Source organism: Kitasatospora sp. NPDC047058, from assembly GCF_040643935.1.
Taxonomy (GTDB): Bacteria; Actinomycetota; Actinomycetes; order Streptomycetales; family Streptomycetaceae; genus Kitasatospora.
Window position 1 is genome coordinate 1 of the sequence record NZ_JBEYVJ010000169.1, and the last position, 15,676, is coordinate 15,676.

Here is a 15,676-nt window from a genome sequence, read left to right on the forward strand (position 1 = left end):
ATGCCGCTGCCCTTGAACCAGTGGGTGGGGGTGATGCCGGGCTTGGGGTTGTGGCTGTTGCGGATCAGCCGGCCGGTCAGCTCGGGCGGCAGGTGACCCTCGACGGTGAGCTCGGTGGCGGTGATCTCGTCGGCGACGGGGGTGTAGTGGCCGGTGAGGTACGGCTTCTTCGCAGTGGTCATGACAGGAGTCCTCCGATGGACGTGACGGTGGGTCGGGTGGTTCGAGGGGTTCGGGTGGCTCGTATGGGTTCGGGTGCTTCGTGGTGTGCGGTCAGGCGGCGGGCCCGGTGGTCGGTGTGCGGCGGCCGGACGCCGGGTGGCGGGAGGCGGCCGCGTTCCCCGGACGGGCGCGGCGGGTGAGGAGCACCGTGAGGAGTGCGGTGGCGGCCAGGACCGCAGCCGAGACGGTGAAGGCGGTGCGGTAGCCCGCCGTGAGGGCCTCCAGGTGGGGCTGGTGGGCGGCCGCACGGCTGGTGACGGAGCCGGCCAGGGTGGTCAGGACGGCGAGGCCGACCGCGCCGCCGACCTGGCGGGTGGTGTTGACCAGGCCGCCGGCCAGCCCGGCGTCCTGCGGCGGGACGCCCTCCACGGCGAGGCCGGTGAGCTGGACGAAGGCGGTGCTCAGGCCCAGGCCGACCAGGATGCTCGGGCCGAGGATGTCGGTGAGGTAGCTGCCGTCGGCGCTGATCCGGGACAGCCACAGCAGGCCGGCGGCCTCGGTGAGCAGGGCGGCGACGACGGTGGTGGTCGCGCCGATCCGCCGGGAGACGCGCGGCGCCAGAGCGGCGCCCAGCATGTTGGCCGCGGCGAGCGGCAGTTGGCCCGCTCCGGTGGCGAGCGGCCCCGAGCCGAGGACCTGCTGCTGGTAGAGCGGCAGGAAGAAGAACAGGGCGATCCACACGGACCCCAGCAGCGCCATCAGCAGGTTGCCGGCGGCCACCCGGCCGGTGGCGAGCAGCCGCGGCGGGATCAGCGCGTCCGGCCGGCGGCGCTCGATCACGGCGAAGGCGGTGAGCAGGACGGCGGCGGCGGCCAGCGCACCGACGACCCGGCCGTCGCTCCAGCCGGCCCCGCGTGCGGTGGTCAGGCCCCAGACCAGGCAGGTCAGGGCGAGGGTGACGGCGGCGGTGCCCGGCAGGTCGAACCGCCCGGCCGTCCGTCCGGGGGCCTGGTCCGCCGGCCGTCTGCCGTCCGGCGGCGGCACGAGGGCCACCACGGCGGCCAGGACCAGCACCGCCCCGAGCGCGACCGAGTGGAAGATCCAGGGCCAGCCCCAGGCCTGGGTGAGCACGCCGCCCAGCAGGACGCCGCCCGCACCGCCCGCACCGGAGACCGCGCCCCACACCCCCAGGGCCATGCCGCGCCCGGGGCCGGAGGGGAACTGCTCCATCGCGAGGGCGAGCGCGGCCGGGGCGATCGCCGCCGCCGCGAGGCCCTGGGCGGCCCGGGCGGTGATCAGGACGCCCGAGGTGGTGGCCAGTCCGGCCGCCAGCGAGGCCGCCCCGAACAGCGCGAGCCCGGCGCCCAGCACCCGGCGGCGGCCGAGCAGGTCGGCCGCCCGTCCGCCGGCCAGCAGCAGCGCCCCGAACGCCAGGCCGTAGGCGTTGACCACCCAGGTGGTTCCGCCGTCCGAGAGACCGGCCCCGGAACGGATCTGCGGCAGCGCCACGTTCACGATCGAGGTGGCGAGCATGACGGTGAACTGGGCCGCGGCAAGCGCCGCGAGGGCCGCTCCGGGCCGGTCGGTCCGGCGTGCTGCCGGCTCCGTCTGCGTGGGTGCAACGTTCATGCCGCACAGACTCGGGCCGGCCGCTGTCCACGTGCCAGGCCCGGCAGGGGCGGGGACTGTCCACCCCTGTCCGCACCTGTCCACCCCGCCGCCCGCATTGCCCACATCGCCGCGCTGCCCGCGCCGGCCCCGCTGCCCACGTTGCCCCCGCCGCCCGGCGGGCCCGCGGCGTCAGCGGCCGTGCAGCTCCTGCTGCCACAGTGCCGCACAGAGCAGGTCCAGGCCCTGGCGCAGGTGGCGCCGGTAGGTGCCGTACGGAAGGCCCAGCCGGCGGGCGGCGGCCTCCTGGGTGGGCGCACCGGAGAAGTAGCCCGCCGTCAGGGCCTCGCGGGCGCGCACGCCGCGCGGGTCGCGGCCGAGGTCGTCCACGGTCCGGCGCAGCAGCTCGCGCAACTCCTCGACCGGATCGCCGAGGTCGGCGGCCAGGCGGGTGCGCACCAGGGCGCAGGCGGCGAAGGCGCCGGCGTCGCGCCAGTGCACCAGGGCCTCGCGCACGGCCTGGTCGAACGCGCCCCGCGAGACGCCCGACGGCCCGGCCTGGGCGGGCACGGCGGTGGCCGAGATGAAGTGGCGGAGCCAGGTCTCGACGGGCACCTGGCGCCAGTCGACGGCGAACACGCCGTAGGTGTGCTCGCCGACCCGTGGGCGCGCGCCGGTGTCGGCGAGGCTGCCCCGGACGCGGGCCGCCCAGGTGTCGGCGTCCCGCCAGACCGCGAAGCCGTAGGCCCGGCCGCGGGCGCGGGCGGACTCCGCCTGGGCGCGGGAACTGCTCAGGTCGATGACGCGCGAGGGGACTTGGTAGCGCTCGGGGTAGACCGTGAAGCGGCTGACGCCGATGTGCTCGCCGGGCCGCACCGGCGCGGTGGCGTCGGTGTACTCCCAGGCCGCCGCCACGACGGGATCGGTGGCCAGGTCCTCGGGGTCGGCGGGGGCGGGCAGGGCGAGGCGGGCCGTGAACGCCACGATCCGGCCCGTGCTCACCAGGCGGTAGACGCTGAAGGCCTGCGGCTGGCGCTGTGCCCAGTAGCGGACCAGCTCGGCGGAGGCCGGCCCCTCGGTCTGCGCGGCCATCCGCAGCACGACGTCGAGGTCGTCCGGGTGCAGCGGCCGGTCGTGCACCTCGTCCTCGCGGGACCAGGTACGCAGCCGGGCGATGATCTCCCCCTCCCGGAAGAGGTAGAAGAGTTCGTCGGTGACGGTCCAGACCCGTTCCTCGGGGGCCTCGCGCAGCAGCCGCAGGTACTCCTCGGCCAGCCGTTGACGCATCGTCACGAACGCGTTGGGGGCCCGCCAGCGCAGGTCGGCGGCGAGCGTCTCGCGCGCGGCGTCGTGCGGGTGGAGCCCCCGGTGGGTGGACTCCATGAACGGCAGGTCCCGGAGCCAGGCGAAGAGCGGGTGGGCGTCCTCGTCGGGCAGGACCGAGGCGAGCAGTTCCTCGGAGGTCGAGTAGGCCTGGGCCGCCACCTCCAGGGCGCGGCGGTGGGCCGCGGTCGGCACCTCGCCGATCAGTCCCGAGAGCAGGGTGCGCAGCACGTCGGCCGAGGGTGCCCAGACCTCCTCCCGGCTCCAGTCCTCGGCCCTGGCGGCGGCCGCGAGGGACAGCGCCAGCGGGTTCCCGCCGGCGAAGCGGAGGACCCGCTCCCGCAGTTGGGGCAGGACCTGGGCGGTGGCCAGCAGGCTCCGGGCCTGTTCCTCGGAGAAGGGCTCCAGCTCGCGGACGTACAGGAGCCCGGCCCAGGCGGGATCGGCGGTCCACTGCGGCTGCGGTGCGAGGCGGCCGGCCAGGACGACCAGGGTGTCGTCGGCGGCGCGGGGCAGGAACCGCTGCCACAGCCAGCTCTCCAGCCACTGGCAGTGCTCGAAGGAGTCGACGAACAGGACGGTGCCGGGGGCGTCCAGGAAGGCGGCGGCGGCGCGCTCGAAGTCGGCGGGGTCGCGGCTGACGAAGCGGCCGTCGAGTTCCAGGAGCGGGCGTCCCGCCGTCCGGACGCGGTCCGCCAGGCGGCGCAGCAGGGTCGACTTGCCGATGCCGCCGGGGCCGGACAGGTAGAACGCGAACGGTGCCTGCGGGTCACCGGTCAGGGCCCGGGCGAAGCAGGCGAGTTCCTCGTCCCGGCCGATGAAGGCCTGGCCGCGCGCGCTGCTCAGTCTGTCCCTGACGGACGCCATGACGGCTCCTCTCCCCGCATGCCCGCACCGGCGGACCGGAGCAGCGCCGTGCGACGTCGGGACGGCCGGTGAGGTCCACCGCCGGGGTGGCTCGGCGCCGACCCACCCGTGCTGATTCTCGCGGAACTATAACCTGAAGTTCCGTTGATATGAGGGCTGGTGGGTTCCGCTTCCGCTACTCTGCCCCGGCACTCGTCGACGGGGGAAACGATGAACACACAGTCAGAAGAGCGCTGGTATGCGACCGCGCTGAGAGCGGGGCTCGAACTGGTCGGCTGGATCGGGCTGCCGATCGCGCTCTGGCCGCACTCGGTCCTGCTGGCGATCGGCGTGGACGTCCTGCTGATCGGCGTCCCGGCGGTCCTGCAGACGCCCGGGGACAAGCCGGGGACGATCGTCGCGGTGCCCGGCTGGGTCACCGTCCTGATGGTGCTGGCCGAACTCGCCGGCGCCGTCACCGCCGCCTGGCTGCTGTTCCCGGTCTGGGCGGCGGTGCTGGTCGGTGTTCTCGCGCTGGCCTGCTGCGGTACGGAACTCCCGCGCTGGCGCCGCCTGCTGAGTGCCTGACGGGCGCGGTGTGCCGGCCCGGACGCCTCGTGCGGATGGCCGTCGTGCGGCGCCGCGGCGGCGAGCGGGGCCCTGCCGGACCGGCCGGCCGGGAAACGCCGAGGTCAGGGGCTGTCGCGTGCAGCACGGTAGCGTTACGTGGATATGACATGTACGCTGCGTGTCGCTGGTTGAACACCATGCGGGCCTGGCCGCCACTCCGTGGGGGGAGTCACGTCCAGGCCCGGTCGCCGGCCCGGGGCCCGGCTGTGCTCGTGGGGGAGCGTCAGCCGGGCCCATCGGTGGGCTGATGGGCTTATGCCCGGCCGAGGGGTGTTTCAGTCATGACAACTCGTCGGGTCTCGTGACGATCATGTGAGTGTCGGGTCGCGGCCGTGTGCGGCCCGGTGTCATCACCGGCCCGGCCCGGAGACCGTTACCGCTTGACAGGCTGCGTAATACTGTAACGCGCCTGGTCCGAGACGCCGTCGGGGCGGGCAGCGACGCACGGCCTCGCGGGACCGCCGGGTCCCGCTCCCCGCACATCCGGAGCACGACATGCACGCCTTCCTCGACCACCCGGGGCCGCTGGCCTTCGCGCACCGGGGCGGTGACCTCGGCCGTCCCGAGAACTCGCTCGCCGCCTTCGAGGCCGCCGTGGCCCTCGGGTACCGCTACCTGGAGACGGACGTGCACGCCACCGCCGACGGTGTCCTGGTGGCCTTCCACGACTCCCGCCTCGACCGGGTCACCGACCGCACCGGAGCGGTGGCCGAACTGCCGTGGGAGACCGTGCGGCAGGCCCGGATCGGCGGCACCGAGCCGGTGCCGCTGCTGGAGGACCTGCTCGGCGCGTTCCCCGCGGCCCGCTTCAACATCGACGTCAAGGCGGCGCCGGCCGTCGGGCCGCTGGTCGAGGCGATCCGCCGGACCGGTGCCTGGGACCGGGTCTGCGTCGGCGGCTTCTCCGACAGCCGCCTCGCCGCCGTCCGCGCCGCCGCCGGCCCCCGGCTGGCCACCTCGCTCGGCCCGCGCGAGGTCGCCCGGCTGCGCCTGCGCTCACTGGCCGGGCCGCTGCTGCGCGGGAGCGGGGCGCCGTTCGCCGGGGTGTGCGCGCAGGTGCCGGAGCGGCACCGGGGCGTGCGGGTCGTCGACCGGGCCTTCGTCCGCGCCGCCCACCGCCTCGGCCTCCAGGTGCACGTCTGGACTGTGGACGATCCCACACGGATCCGGGCTCTCCTCGACCTCGGTGTGGATGGCATCATGGCCGATCGCATCGACGTCCTGCGGGACGTCCTCGGCGAGCGCGGCTGCTGGAACGACGGCAGCACCGGCTCCAGCACGGTGATTGGAAGCTCATGAGCACCGCGGCCCCCCTGCCCGACCACCTGCCGGACGAGCTGCCGGACGCCCCGTCGGCACCCGCCGACGGCCGCACCCTGCGCAGCATGCAGTTCGGCTGGTACATCAACGACTGGGCCAACGCCGCCTTCTCGGCCACCGTTCTGACGGTGTTCCTCGGGCCGTACCTGACCTCCGTCGCCAAGAACGCCGCCGACGCGGCCGGTGACGTGCACCCGCTGGGCCTCTCGGTCCGCGCGGGGTCGTTCTTCCCCTACACCGTCTCCTTCTCCGTGCTGGTGTCGGTCGCGGCGATGCTGCTGACCGGCACGGTCGCGGACCGCACCGGGCGGCACAAGGAGCTGATGTGCGGCTCCGCGTACATCGGCGCGATCGCCACGATGGGGATGTTCTTCCTCGGCGGCGACCACTACCTGCTCGGCGGCGCGCTGCTGGTGGTCGCGAACATCGCGTACGCGGTGTCGGTCGCGCTCTCCTACGCCTACCTGCCGGGCCTCGCCGCCCCCGACGAGCGCGACGCGGTCTCCTCCAAGGGTTGGGCCTACGGCTACGCGGGCGGCGGACTGCTGCTGATCGCCAACCTGGCGCTGTTCGAGGGCCACGACGCGCTCGGCCTGTCCTCGGGCACCGCCGTGCGGATCTGCCTGGCCTCGGCCGGCCTGTGGTGGGCGCTGTTCACGATCGTCCCGATGCTGCGGCTGCCCTCCCGGGCCGGGGCGCTCCCCGACCGCCCCGCGGCCGAGCCCGACGAGCCGGCCGCCGGCAGCCTGCGCGAACTCGCCCGCACCCTGCGCGGCATGCGCCGCTACCCGCTCACCCTGCTCTACCTGGGCGCCTTCCTCTGCTACAACGACGGCATCCAGACCGTCGTCTCCCAGGCCTCGCTCTACGGCAGCGAGGAACTCGGCATGGACCAGACCTCTCTGGTCGCCGCCGTGCTGCTGGTGCAGATCGTGGCGATCGGCGGTGCGCTGCTGCTCGGCCGGATCGCGGGCCGGTACGGCGCCAAGCGGACCGTCCTCGGCTCGCTGGTCGCCTGGGTGCTGACCCTCGCCCTCGGGTACGTCATGCCCGCCCACAAGCCGATCTGGTTCTTCGCCCTGGCCTGCATGATCGGGCTGGTGCTCGGCGGCAGCCAGGCCCTCTCCCGCTCGCTGTTCTCCCACCTCGTCCCGGCCGGCAGGGAGGCCGAGTACTTCAGCTTCTACAAGATCAGCGACCGCGGCACCAGCTGGATGGGCCCGCTGGTCTTCGGCCTCGCCTACCAGATCACCGGCAGCTACCGCTCGGCGATCATCTCGCTGCTGGTGTTCTTCGTGATCGGCTTCGCGGTGCTGGTGAAGGTCCCCGTCCGCCGCGCCATCGAGGCCGTCGGCAACCCCGTCCCCGAGCGGCTCTGACGCCCCGGGCCGCCCGGGACCACGCGGGCGGTTCCGGCCCGCGGGCCACGACACGCGGGAGGAGCGCGGCCTACGGGCCGCCTCCTCCCCGGCGCCGGTGGGCGCCCCGCCGGCGTCCCACGGCCAGGAACCCGGCCAGGGAGGTGACCACGGCGACCCCTTCCGCGACGGCCGCGGTCGTCTTCTCCGGGTACCAGACCGGCTCGTACATGTTCGGAATCGGGCCCAGCGTGCCGACGTCGACATAGGTGTACAGCAGGAGCGCTCCCAGCGCGCTCGCCGCGACGACGAACGCGACCGCCCAGGTGACCCGGGTCGCGGCGAGCACGACCAGCAGCGCGGCGAAGGACGCGGCGCCCGCCTCGATCCGGAAGAGCGTGCCCTGGCTGATGTCGTCGCCGACGAGATCGCGTTCGCCGGCGAGATCGGCGTGCACGTAGGCGTCCACCGCCAGCCCGGCCGCGGTCAGCAGCCGGAGCAGCCACAGCGTGACAGCCCGTGCCGGTAGGGGCATACCTCCACGGTAGCCCGTGGCCACCGGGGACGTCCGCCCAGCGGGGCGGTCCGGCGGCGGCCGGAGTACCGTACCCGTGGTCCGGCACCCGGGCCGGCGCCCTGTCCCCGGGGCGTCCACGAGCCGCACGCCGACCACGAGGACGAGCACCGGATGAACCCTCCCGCCACCGCCGCGGCCGGCATCACCGTCGACGGCACCGGGCTGCTCTGCGTCACCCTGCTGCTCCGCCTGCGCCGGCACATCACCGGCGCACCGCCCGGAACGGTCGTCCACGTCATCGCCACCGACCCGGCCGCCCCGCTGGACCTCCCCGCCTGGTGCCACCTCACCGGCCACCACTACCTCGGCCCCGTGCCCGACGACGCCGGCCGCGACGTGTACGCCCTGCAGCTCACCGCCCGCCCGACCCCCACCCGCCCGGACGCCCCCTGGCACCCGGTCACGCCCTGACCGGTGCCGTCCGCGCGGCGGTTATGCTCGGTGTTCGCGCCCGTTGATCATGGCGGGGCGTCGGACTCCAGGGGGGAGACGGGCGGATGGCCGGCGAACGGGGCGGGTACCGGGTCGGTCCGGTCACGCCGGACGGCGTGGCGGGTTCGCACGACCGGGCGGCGGCCGGCCTCCCGCCGGCCGGTCCAGGCCGCGGCGCGCCGGTGCGCCACGCTGCCACCGCGATCGGGACGGCCCGGTGAGCAAGGTCAAGGACCTCCAGCAGGCCCAGGACGCCATGAAGGCGGTCGACCCGTTCGGCGGCGGCGTCGACCTGGCCATCGCGATCGGGAAGGCCCTGGACGTGGGCGGGCCGGCCGGCAGTCCGGGCACGATACGCGAGCGGGCCAAGGCGTACGCGGAGACCGCCAAGGCCTACGCGAAGGCGTCCGAGGACCTCGGGTCGGTCGCCGCCAACCAGCTGCCGAGCGTCTGGACCGGGTCGGTCGCCGAGCACGCCACCCAGGCCGTGAAGGCGCTGGCGAACGAACTGACCGTCTCCCAGCAGGCCCTTCAGCAGGCCGCCACCCTGCTGGGCGGCTGGGCGGACGACCTGGAATGGGCCCAGAGCACCGACGCGCACGGGGTGGACTCCCTGCACGCGGCGCAGAACACGGTCAAGGGCCACGTCCTCGACGTCGGTGCGGCCCGCGCCGCCCTCGAACCCGCCCGGGCCGGCGTGGCGGCGCGGATCGCGGCCGCCCAGCGGGCGGAGAGCGGCGGCACCCACACCGCGAGCCTGGTGAACCAGCTCGCCGCCCGGGCCCGCACCGAGCGCGCGGGCCAGGGCCCGCTCGACCCGCTCGCCGCACTGGTCCTGGCGAACGAGAAGGGACCCGGCGGCAGTGCCGACGGCGACTACATCCTGACGGACAACCAACTCTCCCGCGCCACCGAGTTCCTGGGCGTGATGAACGGCTCCGACCAGGCCGCGTTCCGTGGCCTGCTGTCCGGTGCCAAGTCGCCGGAGGAGGCCGCCTACCTCTGGAAGGCGCTGGCCGCAGGCCACTCGGTCGCCGAGGTCCAGCAGTTCGGCGCGCTGATCCACCCCCACGGCGACGACCCGGCCTGGCTCGCCCGGCACCTCGTTCCCGCCCTCGGCACCGACGACGCCGACCAGCAGTCCACGACGGAGCGGGTGACCCTGCTGTACCAGGGCCAGGAGGTCGGTGGTGGCAGGGGGGTCGGCGGCGGAGCCGACGTCTACGGACAGGGCAACGTCAACGACTGCGCCGCCGCCTCCACGGTGATCGCCCACCTCAAGCTGGACCCCGTCACGATGCTCCGGCTCACCACCGGCAACACGCCCGACGTCCCGGGGGCCGACTCGCCGGCGAACTTCGGGCAGCGGCTCCAGGACCTCTACCTCCAGCAGTACCGCCAGGGCCAGCAGGCCGACGGCAAGGAGCAGTACCCGGCCCGGGACGACGGGCTCGGCGCGAAGGGCGCCACCGTGCTCGCCGACCAGGACCTCGGCAAGGCCACCGGCAGCACCTACGAGTACGTCCGCCTCGCCACCGACGACGACCGGCGCGCCGCCCTCGTCCGGATCGAGAAGGCCCTGGACGAGGGCAAGCCGGTGCCGCTCTCGGTGCACCACGACGGGGTGGACTTCGGCCACCAGATGGTCATCATGGCCCGTGACGGCGACCGGCTGCAGATCTACAACCCCTGGGGCTTCTCGGAGTGGGTGACGGAGGACCAGTTCATCCACAGCCGGATGAACGAGGGCAACCTCTCCGGCGAAAGCGACTACAACAACGCCCGTGGCGTGGAGCTGCCGAAATGACGACTGCCGATCACCCCGCGCCGCCGCACCCGGGAGGCCGGACACCGGTGCGCCGGGCGCTCGCCGCCGTGACGGCCCTGCTGGCTGCCGCGCCCCTGCTGGCGGCCTGCACCTCCGGAGGGCCCTCCGCCGACCCGGCCACGAGCCGGCCGCGGACGGAGATCGCCCTGCCCGCCAACGCGGAGGCCTGGAAGGCCACCACGGCGTACCCGCCCAGCACGGTGACCCTCGCCGTCGGCGAGCGGCTCGGCGTCGCCGGGACCCCCAGCGACCTGGCGCGGGCCTGGCAGCTCACCTCGGCCGGCGACGGTGCCGTCGTGCGGCGCGGGCCCGACGTCTCCTACGGGACCTGTGCGCCCGACTCGACTGGCTGCGCCTCGGGGCTCGACCAGATCTTCACCGCCGTCGCCCCCGGCGCCACCACGCTGACCTGGGAGTTCCGGAGCGTCGTCGGCTGCCGGCCCGAGGCGCCGGCAGGCTCGCTGGACGACTGCAGGAGCGTCACCAAGGCGGTTCGGGTCACCGTCCGCTGAGGGTGGTGCCTCGCCGGGCCGGCGGGGTCAGCGGCCGGTCCAGGTCCGCAGCAGGGTGTCCAGGGCGTCGACGATCCAGTCCCAGGACTCCTGCGGGTCGACGGCGGTGTGGCTGAAGCCGCCGCCCAGCTCCAGGCTCAGGTAGCCGTGGATGACGCCCCCGAGCATCCGGACGGCGTGCGTCTGGTCCGGTTCGGCGAGGTCGTAGCCGCGGAGGATCGCCCGGGTCATCCCGGCCTGCCGGACGCCGGCGCTGGCGGCGGCCGTCCCGGGGTCCAGCCGGAACTGCGCGGCGGCGTAGCGGCCCGGGTGCTGCCGGGCGTAGTCGCGGTAGGTGTCCGCGAAGGCCGCCAGGGCGTCCTTGCCGGAGCGGCCTGCGAGGGCGGCGGTGGCGCGGTCGGCGAGCTCCTCCAGGGCGAGCAGCGCGATCCTGGTCTTGAGGTCGTGCGAGTTCTTCACGTGGGAGTACAGGCTCGCGACCTTGACGTCGAACCGCCGGGCGAGCTCGGAGACGGTGACCTGGTCGAAGCCGACCTCGTCGGCCAGCTCCGCTCCGGCTCGGGTGAGCCGTTCCGTGGTGATCCCTGCTCTGGCCATAGACGTCCTCCTGTCTGACATGGTCGATTATTCAGTTGCCTAAAGCCTTTAGGCAAATTAGCGTGCACCCTCATGAAGCAGCTGACCGAACCAGATATCCGCGCCGCCTTCCTGAACTGCAGCAAGGGCGAGGCCAAGCGCATGAACCTTCCCCGTGACCTGGCCGAGCAGCCCTGGGACGACCTGGACTTCCTCGGCTGGCGGGACCCGCAGGCCCCGGACCGCGCCTACCTCGTCGCCGTGCTGGACGGCCGCCCGCAGGGCGTCGTGCTGCGCGCCAGCGGTGCGGCCGCCTGGCAGACCAGGCGCAGCCTCTGCTCGCTGTGCATGACCGCGCACACCGGTGGCGGCGTCTCCCTGCTGGTCGCGCCGAAGGCCGGCCCGGCCGGACGCGAGGGCAACTCGGTGGGCGCCTACATGTGCGGCGACCTGTCCTGCTCGCTCTACGTGCGGGGCCTCAAGAACGCGGGCGCCGGCTCGCGGCTGCACGAGTCGCTGAGCCTGGAGGAGACGACCGCCCGCACGCTGGCGAACGTGGCCGCGTTCATCGCCAAGGTCACCGGCTGACGGCCCGCCGGGACCTCCCGGGGGGACGGGGGCAGGTCAGGGGCCGGTGTGTTCCTGGGGTGGGGCGTCGGCGGCCGGCCACTGCGTGAGCAGCACGTGCAGGGCGTCGATCGCCCGCTCCCAGGACACGGCCACGTCGCGGGCGGCCCCGAAGCCGCCCGCCGCCTCCAGGCTGCTGTAGCCGTGGAAGGTGCTGCGCAGCAGCCGGGCGGCGTCGGTGAGGTCCGGGTCGGCGAGGCCGTAGGCGCGCATCATGCCGTAGGTCAGCTGGACGTTCCGCTGGTGGCCGGGCGACCCGGCCGCCTGTTCCGGCGTCAGCTGGATCTGGGTGGCCGCGTAGCGCCCGGGGTGTTCGAGGGCGAACTGCCGGTAGGCGTGGGCGAAGGCGGCGAGCGCGTCCTTGCCGGAGCGGCCGGCGACCGCCGCGCCGATCAGGTCGCTCAGCTCGCGGGCGGCGAGCACGGCGACCCGGACGCGCAGCTCCTGGACGTTCCCGACGTGCGAGTAGAGGCTCGCGTCCTTCACTCCCAGGTTCCGCGCGAGTGCGGACACCGTGATGCGGTCGAAGCCGACCTGGTCGGCGAGGTCGGCGGCGGCCCGGGTGACCAGGTCGGCCGACAGTCCTGCACGCGCGGCCATCCGGCGCATCCTGTTCCTGGGGCGGCTGTCTCGGCTCCCAATCTACCCAGGGGGCCGGCGGCCGGTGCGGGCGCCTCACCACCCGCGGTCACATGCGCCGCATCCTCCTCACATGTTCGTACAACTCGATGCGTTCGTCTGACGTACAGCGCGCGGTCATGAGCGGGCCGCCGGGTGGTAGGCCGTGGGCGCTGTCCTTGGGGGCGCCGTCCTCCCACCCTCGTGACACGCAAGAGGTCATCCCACTCATGGCTGAGCTGAACCGCCGCCGTTTCTTCCAACTGGCAGGCGCCACCGTCGCGTTCTCCGCACTCTCGCAGAGCATCGCGCGTGCCGCCTCCATCGCCCCGCAGGGAATCACCGGCACCATCCAGGACGTCGACCACATCGTCGTCCTGATGCAGGAGAACCGTTCGTTCGACCACTACTTCGGGGCGATGAAGGGCGTGCGGGGCTTCGGCGACCCGCGTCCCGTGACCATGCCCAGCGGAAAGCCGGTCTGGTACCAGACGGACAGCGCCAAGAAGGAGGTGCTGCCGTTCCGTCCCCAGGTGAGCGACCTGGGCCTGCAGTTCATCCAGGACCTCAACCACGACTGGGCCGGCGGCCACAAGGCCTTCGACAACGGCAAGTACGACCAGTGGATCCCCGCCAAGACGGCCACCACCATGGCCTACCTGACCCGCGAGGACATCCCGTTCCACTACGCGCTCGCGGACGCCTTCACCATCTGCGACGCCTACCACTGCTCGTTCATCGGCTCCACCGACCCGAACCGCTACTACATGTGGACCGGTTACACCGGCAACGACGGCAGCGGCGGCGGCCCGGTGCTCGGCAACCAGGAGGCCGGGTACGGCTGGACGACCTACCCGGAGCGGCTGGAGAAGGCCGGCGTCTCCTGGAAGATCTACCAGGACGTCGGCGACGGCCTGGACGCCGCCGGCGGCTGGGGCTGGATCGGCGACGCGTACCGCGGCAACTACGGCGACAACTCGTTGCTGTACTTCAACAACTACCGCAACGCCAAGCCCGGCGACCCGCTGTACGACAAGGCCCGCACCGGCACCAACGCGAAGGCCGGCGACGGCCTGTTCGACGTGCTGCGCCGCGACGTGCAGGCCGGCACGCTGCCGCAGGTCTCCTGGATCGCCGCCCCCGAGGCCTTCACCGAGCACCCCAACTGGCCCGCGAACTACGGCGCCTGGTACGTCTCCCAGGTGCTGGACGCGCTGACCTCCAACCCCGCGGTGTGGGCCCGCACGGCGCTGTTCATCACCTACGACGAGAACGACGGCTTCTTCGACCACGTCGTGCCGCCGTTCCCGCCCTCCTCCGCCTCGCAGGGCCTGTCCACCGTGGCGACCGGCGCGGACTACCACCCCGGCAGCACCGGCTACGCCGCCGGACCGTACGGCCTCGGCCAGCGGGTGCCGATGCTGGTCGTCTCCCCGTGGAGCACCGGCGGCTACACCTGCTCGGAGACCTTCGACCACACCTCGATCATCCGGTTCATGGAGCGCCGCTTCGGCGTGACGGAGCCCAACATCTCGCCCTGGCGGCGCGCCATCTGCGGCGACCTGACCTCGGCCTTCGACTTCACCACGTCCAACGCGGCGCCGGCGGCGCTGCCGTCCACGGCCGCCTACGTCCCCAAGGACCACAACCGGCACCCGGACTACGTGCCCGCCCCGCCCGCCACCGGCACCATGCCCCGGCAGGAGCCGGGCGCCAAGCCCACCCGCCCGCTGAAGTACGCGCCGTCCGTGGACGGTTCGGCCGACACCGGCGCCGGCACGTTCCGGCTCACCTTCAGTGCCGGCGCGGCGGCGGGCGGCCAGTTCCTGGTGACGTCCGCCAACCGCACGGACGGCCCGTGGACGTACACCGCGGAGGCGGGCAAGACGATCTCCGACCCCTGGAACACCAAGTACTCCAAGGGCGTCACGGACCTGACCGTCCACGGCCCGAACGGCTTCCTGCGCCGCTTCCGCAACCCCGGCAAGACGGCCGGGCCCGAGGTCACCGCGCGCCACAACGCGACCACCGGTAACCTCGACCTGACCTTCACCAACCCGGCCGGTGCGGACGCCGTCCTCACCGTCGCCAACGCCTACGGCGGCGCGCCGCAGACCCTCACCGTCCGCCGGGGCGCGACCGTCGGGTACACCGTCGACCTGGGTGCCGGGCACAACTGGTACGACGTGACGGTCACCTCCACCACCACGGCCGACTTCGTCCGCCGGCTCGCCGGCCACGTCGAGACCGGCGCGCCGGGCCTGTCCGACCCCGGGATCATCACCCGCTGACCCGCTGACCCGCTGACCCGCTGACCCGCTGACCCGCTGACCCGCTGACCCGCGCTGCCCCGGGCACCCACCGTGCCCGGGGCAGTCGCGTCCCTCCTCCTGCGACCGGGGCCGGGGCCAGGGCCGGGCGACGTACCCCGGCTCGGGCTGCGGTGACATCGAACGTGTACGGCATGTCGTGGACGGGACCGGCGGATCCGATGTCCCATGATGGCTGCGTCCGCCGCCGACCGTCGTCCAGGAGACCTCGCATGCCTCGACGGGCCACTTTCCCCTGCCGTCATTTCCCCTCCTCCCCAGGCCGTCCCTTCCCCGGCCGTTCCCTCCTCGCCGCCGCAGCAGCAGCCGTCCTGACCTCGGCCGCGGCGTGCGGCTCCGACACCGACACCCCGGCCCCCGCGCCGGCCGACGCGACGACTACAGCAGCGATCGCCTGCAACGGCTCGGGGCAGCTCCTCGGCGCCGGCTCGACCGCGCAGGCGAACGCGATCGACCTCTGGAAGACCACCTTCGGTGACGCCTGCCCGGACATCACGGTCAACTACGGCGGCGGCGGCTCGGGCGCCGGCGTGCAGCAGTTCAACCAGGGCAAGGTGGCGTTCGCGGGATCCGACGCGGCGCTGAAGCCCGCCGAGATCGATGCCTCGAAGCAGGTCTGCAGCGGCGGCCAGGCCATCGACCTGCCGATGGTGGCCGGCCTCGTCTCGATCGTCTTCAACGTGGAGGGCGTGGACAAGCTGGTCCTCGACGGCCCGACCATCGCCAAGATCTTCGATTCGCAGATCACCCAGTGGAACGATCCGGCGATCACCGCCCTCAACCCCGGAGTCGACCTGCCGGACGCCGCGATCCAGGCGATCCACCGCTCGGACGACGTGCGTCTCGCGCTCGTGCCAGGCGGCACCGGCGTACACCGCCACGGCGCTCGGCAGCGCGGCGGCGTCCCGCGGCACCCGGGTGCGCAGCGC

General features: G+C 73.8%; 15 protein-coding genes. 9 read left to right on the plus strand and 6 right to left on the minus strand.

Features of this window, described 5'->3' with window-relative positions:
* The 3 genes from ABZ885_RS23475 to ABZ885_RS23485 all read right to left on the minus strand — a co-directional run.
* A partial coding sequence (locus ABZ885_RS23475) for a carotenoid oxygenase family protein (RefSeq protein ID WP_360191897.1) occupies positions 1–182 on the minus strand: 182 nt, incomplete at its 3' end.
* Between the two features lie 91 nt (positions 183–273).
* Positions 274–1,791, minus strand: a complete 1,518-nt coding sequence (locus tag ABZ885_RS23480; RefSeq protein ID WP_360191900.1) for an MFS transporter — start codon at positions 1,789–1,791, stop codon at positions 274–276.
* Between the two features lie 171 nt (positions 1,792–1,962).
* Positions 1,963–3,960, minus strand: a complete 1,998-nt coding sequence (locus tag ABZ885_RS23485; protein WP_360191903.1) for an ATP-binding protein — start codon at positions 3,958–3,960, stop codon at positions 1,963–1,965.
* A 210-nt stretch (positions 3,961–4,170) separates the two neighbouring features.
* On the opposite strand from ABZ885_RS23485, the gene ABZ885_RS23490 reads away from it, so the two are divergent.
* The 3 genes from ABZ885_RS23490 to ABZ885_RS23500 all read left to right on the plus strand — a co-directional run bounded on the left by ABZ885_RS23490 (position 4,171) and on the right by ABZ885_RS23500 (position 7,268).
* Complete coding sequence (locus ABZ885_RS23490; RefSeq protein WP_360191906.1) at positions 4,171–4,527, plus strand: hypothetical protein; 357 nt, start codon at positions 4,171–4,173, stop codon at positions 4,525–4,527.
* 537 nt (positions 4,528–5,064) lie between these two features.
* Positions 5,065–5,868, plus strand: a complete 804-nt coding sequence (locus ABZ885_RS23495) for a glycerophosphodiester phosphodiesterase (protein WP_360191909.1) — start codon at positions 5,065–5,067, stop codon at positions 5,866–5,868.
* Between the two features lie 86 nt (positions 5,869–5,954).
* A complete protein-coding gene (locus tag ABZ885_RS23500; protein WP_360191937.1) occupies positions 5,955–7,268 on the plus strand; it encodes an MFS transporter in 1,314 nt (437 codons plus the stop codon).
* A 70-nt stretch (positions 7,269–7,338) separates the two neighbouring features.
* On the opposite strand, the gene ABZ885_RS23505 is transcribed toward ABZ885_RS23500, so the two are convergent.
* Positions 7,339–7,782, minus strand: coding sequence for a hypothetical protein (locus ABZ885_RS23505; protein WP_360191912.1), 444 nt, complete (start codon positions 7,780–7,782; stop codon positions 7,339–7,341).
* A 153-nt stretch (positions 7,783–7,935) separates the two neighbouring features.
* Between ABZ885_RS23505 and ABZ885_RS23510 the strand changes: the two genes are divergently transcribed.
* The 3 genes from ABZ885_RS23510 to ABZ885_RS23520 all read left to right on the plus strand — a co-directional run bounded on the left by ABZ885_RS23510 (position 7,936) and on the right by ABZ885_RS23520 (position 10,596).
* The gene (locus ABZ885_RS23510; protein WP_360191915.1) at positions 7,936–8,235 is read left to right on the plus strand and encodes a sulfurtransferase TusA family protein; all 300 of its coding nucleotides are present in this window, start codon (positions 7,936–7,938) and stop codon (positions 8,233–8,235) included.
* 238 nt (positions 8,236–8,473) lie between these two features.
* Positions 8,474–10,063 carry a hypothetical protein gene (locus tag ABZ885_RS23515; protein WP_360191918.1) on the plus strand — a complete coding sequence of 530 codons (1,590 nt, stop codon included), beginning with the start codon at positions 8,474–8,476 and terminating at the stop codon, positions 10,061–10,063.
* Positions 10,060–10,596: a hypothetical protein gene (locus tag ABZ885_RS23520; protein ID WP_360191921.1), complete on the plus strand. Its 537-nt coding sequence runs from the start codon at positions 10,060–10,062 to the stop codon at positions 10,594–10,596. The genes ABZ885_RS23515 and ABZ885_RS23520 overlap by 4 nt, the downstream gene beginning before the upstream one ends.
* A 27-nt stretch (positions 10,597–10,623) precedes the next feature.
* Here ABZ885_RS23520 and ABZ885_RS23525 read toward each other — a convergent pair whose 3' ends face one another.
* A complete protein-coding gene (locus ABZ885_RS23525; protein WP_360191924.1) occupies positions 10,624–11,193 on the minus strand; it encodes a TetR/AcrR family transcriptional regulator in 570 nt (189 codons plus the stop codon).
* Between the two features lie 72 nt (positions 11,194–11,265).
* Between ABZ885_RS23525 and ABZ885_RS23530 the strand changes: the two genes are divergently transcribed.
* Complete coding sequence (locus ABZ885_RS23530; protein WP_360191927.1) at positions 11,266–11,760, plus strand: FBP domain-containing protein; 495 nt, start codon at positions 11,266–11,268, stop codon at positions 11,758–11,760.
* Positions 11,761–11,796: 36 nt separating this feature from the next.
* Here ABZ885_RS23530 and ABZ885_RS23535 read toward each other — a convergent pair whose 3' ends face one another.
* Positions 11,797–12,399 (minus strand): WHG domain-containing protein, encoded by a 603-nt coding sequence (locus ABZ885_RS23535; protein WP_360191930.1) that lies wholly within the window; start codon positions 12,397–12,399, stop codon positions 11,797–11,799.
* Positions 12,400–12,647: 248 nt separating this feature from the next.
* Here ABZ885_RS23535 and ABZ885_RS23540 point away from each other — a divergent pair, with 248 nt between their 5' ends.
* On the plus strand, positions 12,648–14,708 hold the full coding sequence (locus ABZ885_RS23540) for a phosphocholine-specific phospholipase C (protein WP_360191933.1): 2,061 nt from the start codon (positions 12,648–12,650) through the stop codon (positions 14,706–14,708).
* 251 nt (positions 14,709–14,959) lie between these two features.
* A partial coding sequence (locus ABZ885_RS23545) for a substrate-binding domain-containing protein (RefSeq protein ID WP_360191935.1) occupies positions 14,960–15,676 on the plus strand: 717 nt, incomplete at its 3' end.

Excerpts from the sequence above, each read along its gene's own strand:
- ABZ885_RS23530 (WP_360191927.1), top strand. The coding sequence starts at position 11,266 with ATGAAGCAGCTGACCGAACCAGATATCCGCGCCGCCTTCCTGAACTGC.
- ABZ885_RS23535 (WP_360191930.1), bottom strand. The coding sequence starts at position 12,399 with ATGGCCGCGCGTGCAGGACTGTCGGCCGACCTGGTCACCCGGGCCGCC.
- ABZ885_RS23540 (WP_360191933.1), top strand. The coding sequence starts at position 12,648 with ATGGCTGAGCTGAACCGCCGCCGTTTCTTCCAACTGGCAGGCGCCACC.
- ABZ885_RS23500 (WP_360191937.1), top strand. The coding sequence starts at position 5,955 with ATGCAGTTCGGCTGGTACATCAACGACTGGGCCAACGCCGCCTTCTCG.
- ABZ885_RS23490 (WP_360191906.1), top strand. The coding sequence starts at position 4,171 with ATGAACACACAGTCAGAAGAGCGCTGGTATGCGACCGCGCTGAGAGCG.
- ABZ885_RS23520 (WP_360191921.1), top strand. The coding sequence starts at position 10,060 with ATGACGACTGCCGATCACCCCGCGCCGCCGCACCCGGGAGGCCGGACA.
- ABZ885_RS23495 (WP_360191909.1), top strand. The coding sequence starts at position 5,065 with ATGCACGCCTTCCTCGACCACCCGGGGCCGCTGGCCTTCGCGCACCGG.
- ABZ885_RS23525 (WP_360191924.1), bottom strand. The coding sequence starts at position 11,193 with ATGGCCAGAGCAGGGATCACCACGGAACGGCTCACCCGAGCCGGAGCG.
- ABZ885_RS23505 (WP_360191912.1), bottom strand. The coding sequence starts at position 7,782 with ATGCCCCTACCGGCACGGGCTGTCACGCTGTGGCTGCTCCGGCTGCTG.
- ABZ885_RS23485 (WP_360191903.1), bottom strand. The coding sequence starts at position 3,960 with ATGGCGTCCGTCAGGGACAGACTGAGCAGCGCGCGCGGCCAGGCCTTC.
- ABZ885_RS23510 (WP_360191915.1), top strand. The coding sequence starts at position 7,936 with ATGAACCCTCCCGCCACCGCCGCGGCCGGCATCACCGTCGACGGCACC.
- ABZ885_RS23480 (WP_360191900.1), bottom strand. The coding sequence starts at position 1,791 with ATGAACGTTGCACCCACGCAGACGGAGCCGGCAGCACGCCGGACCGAC.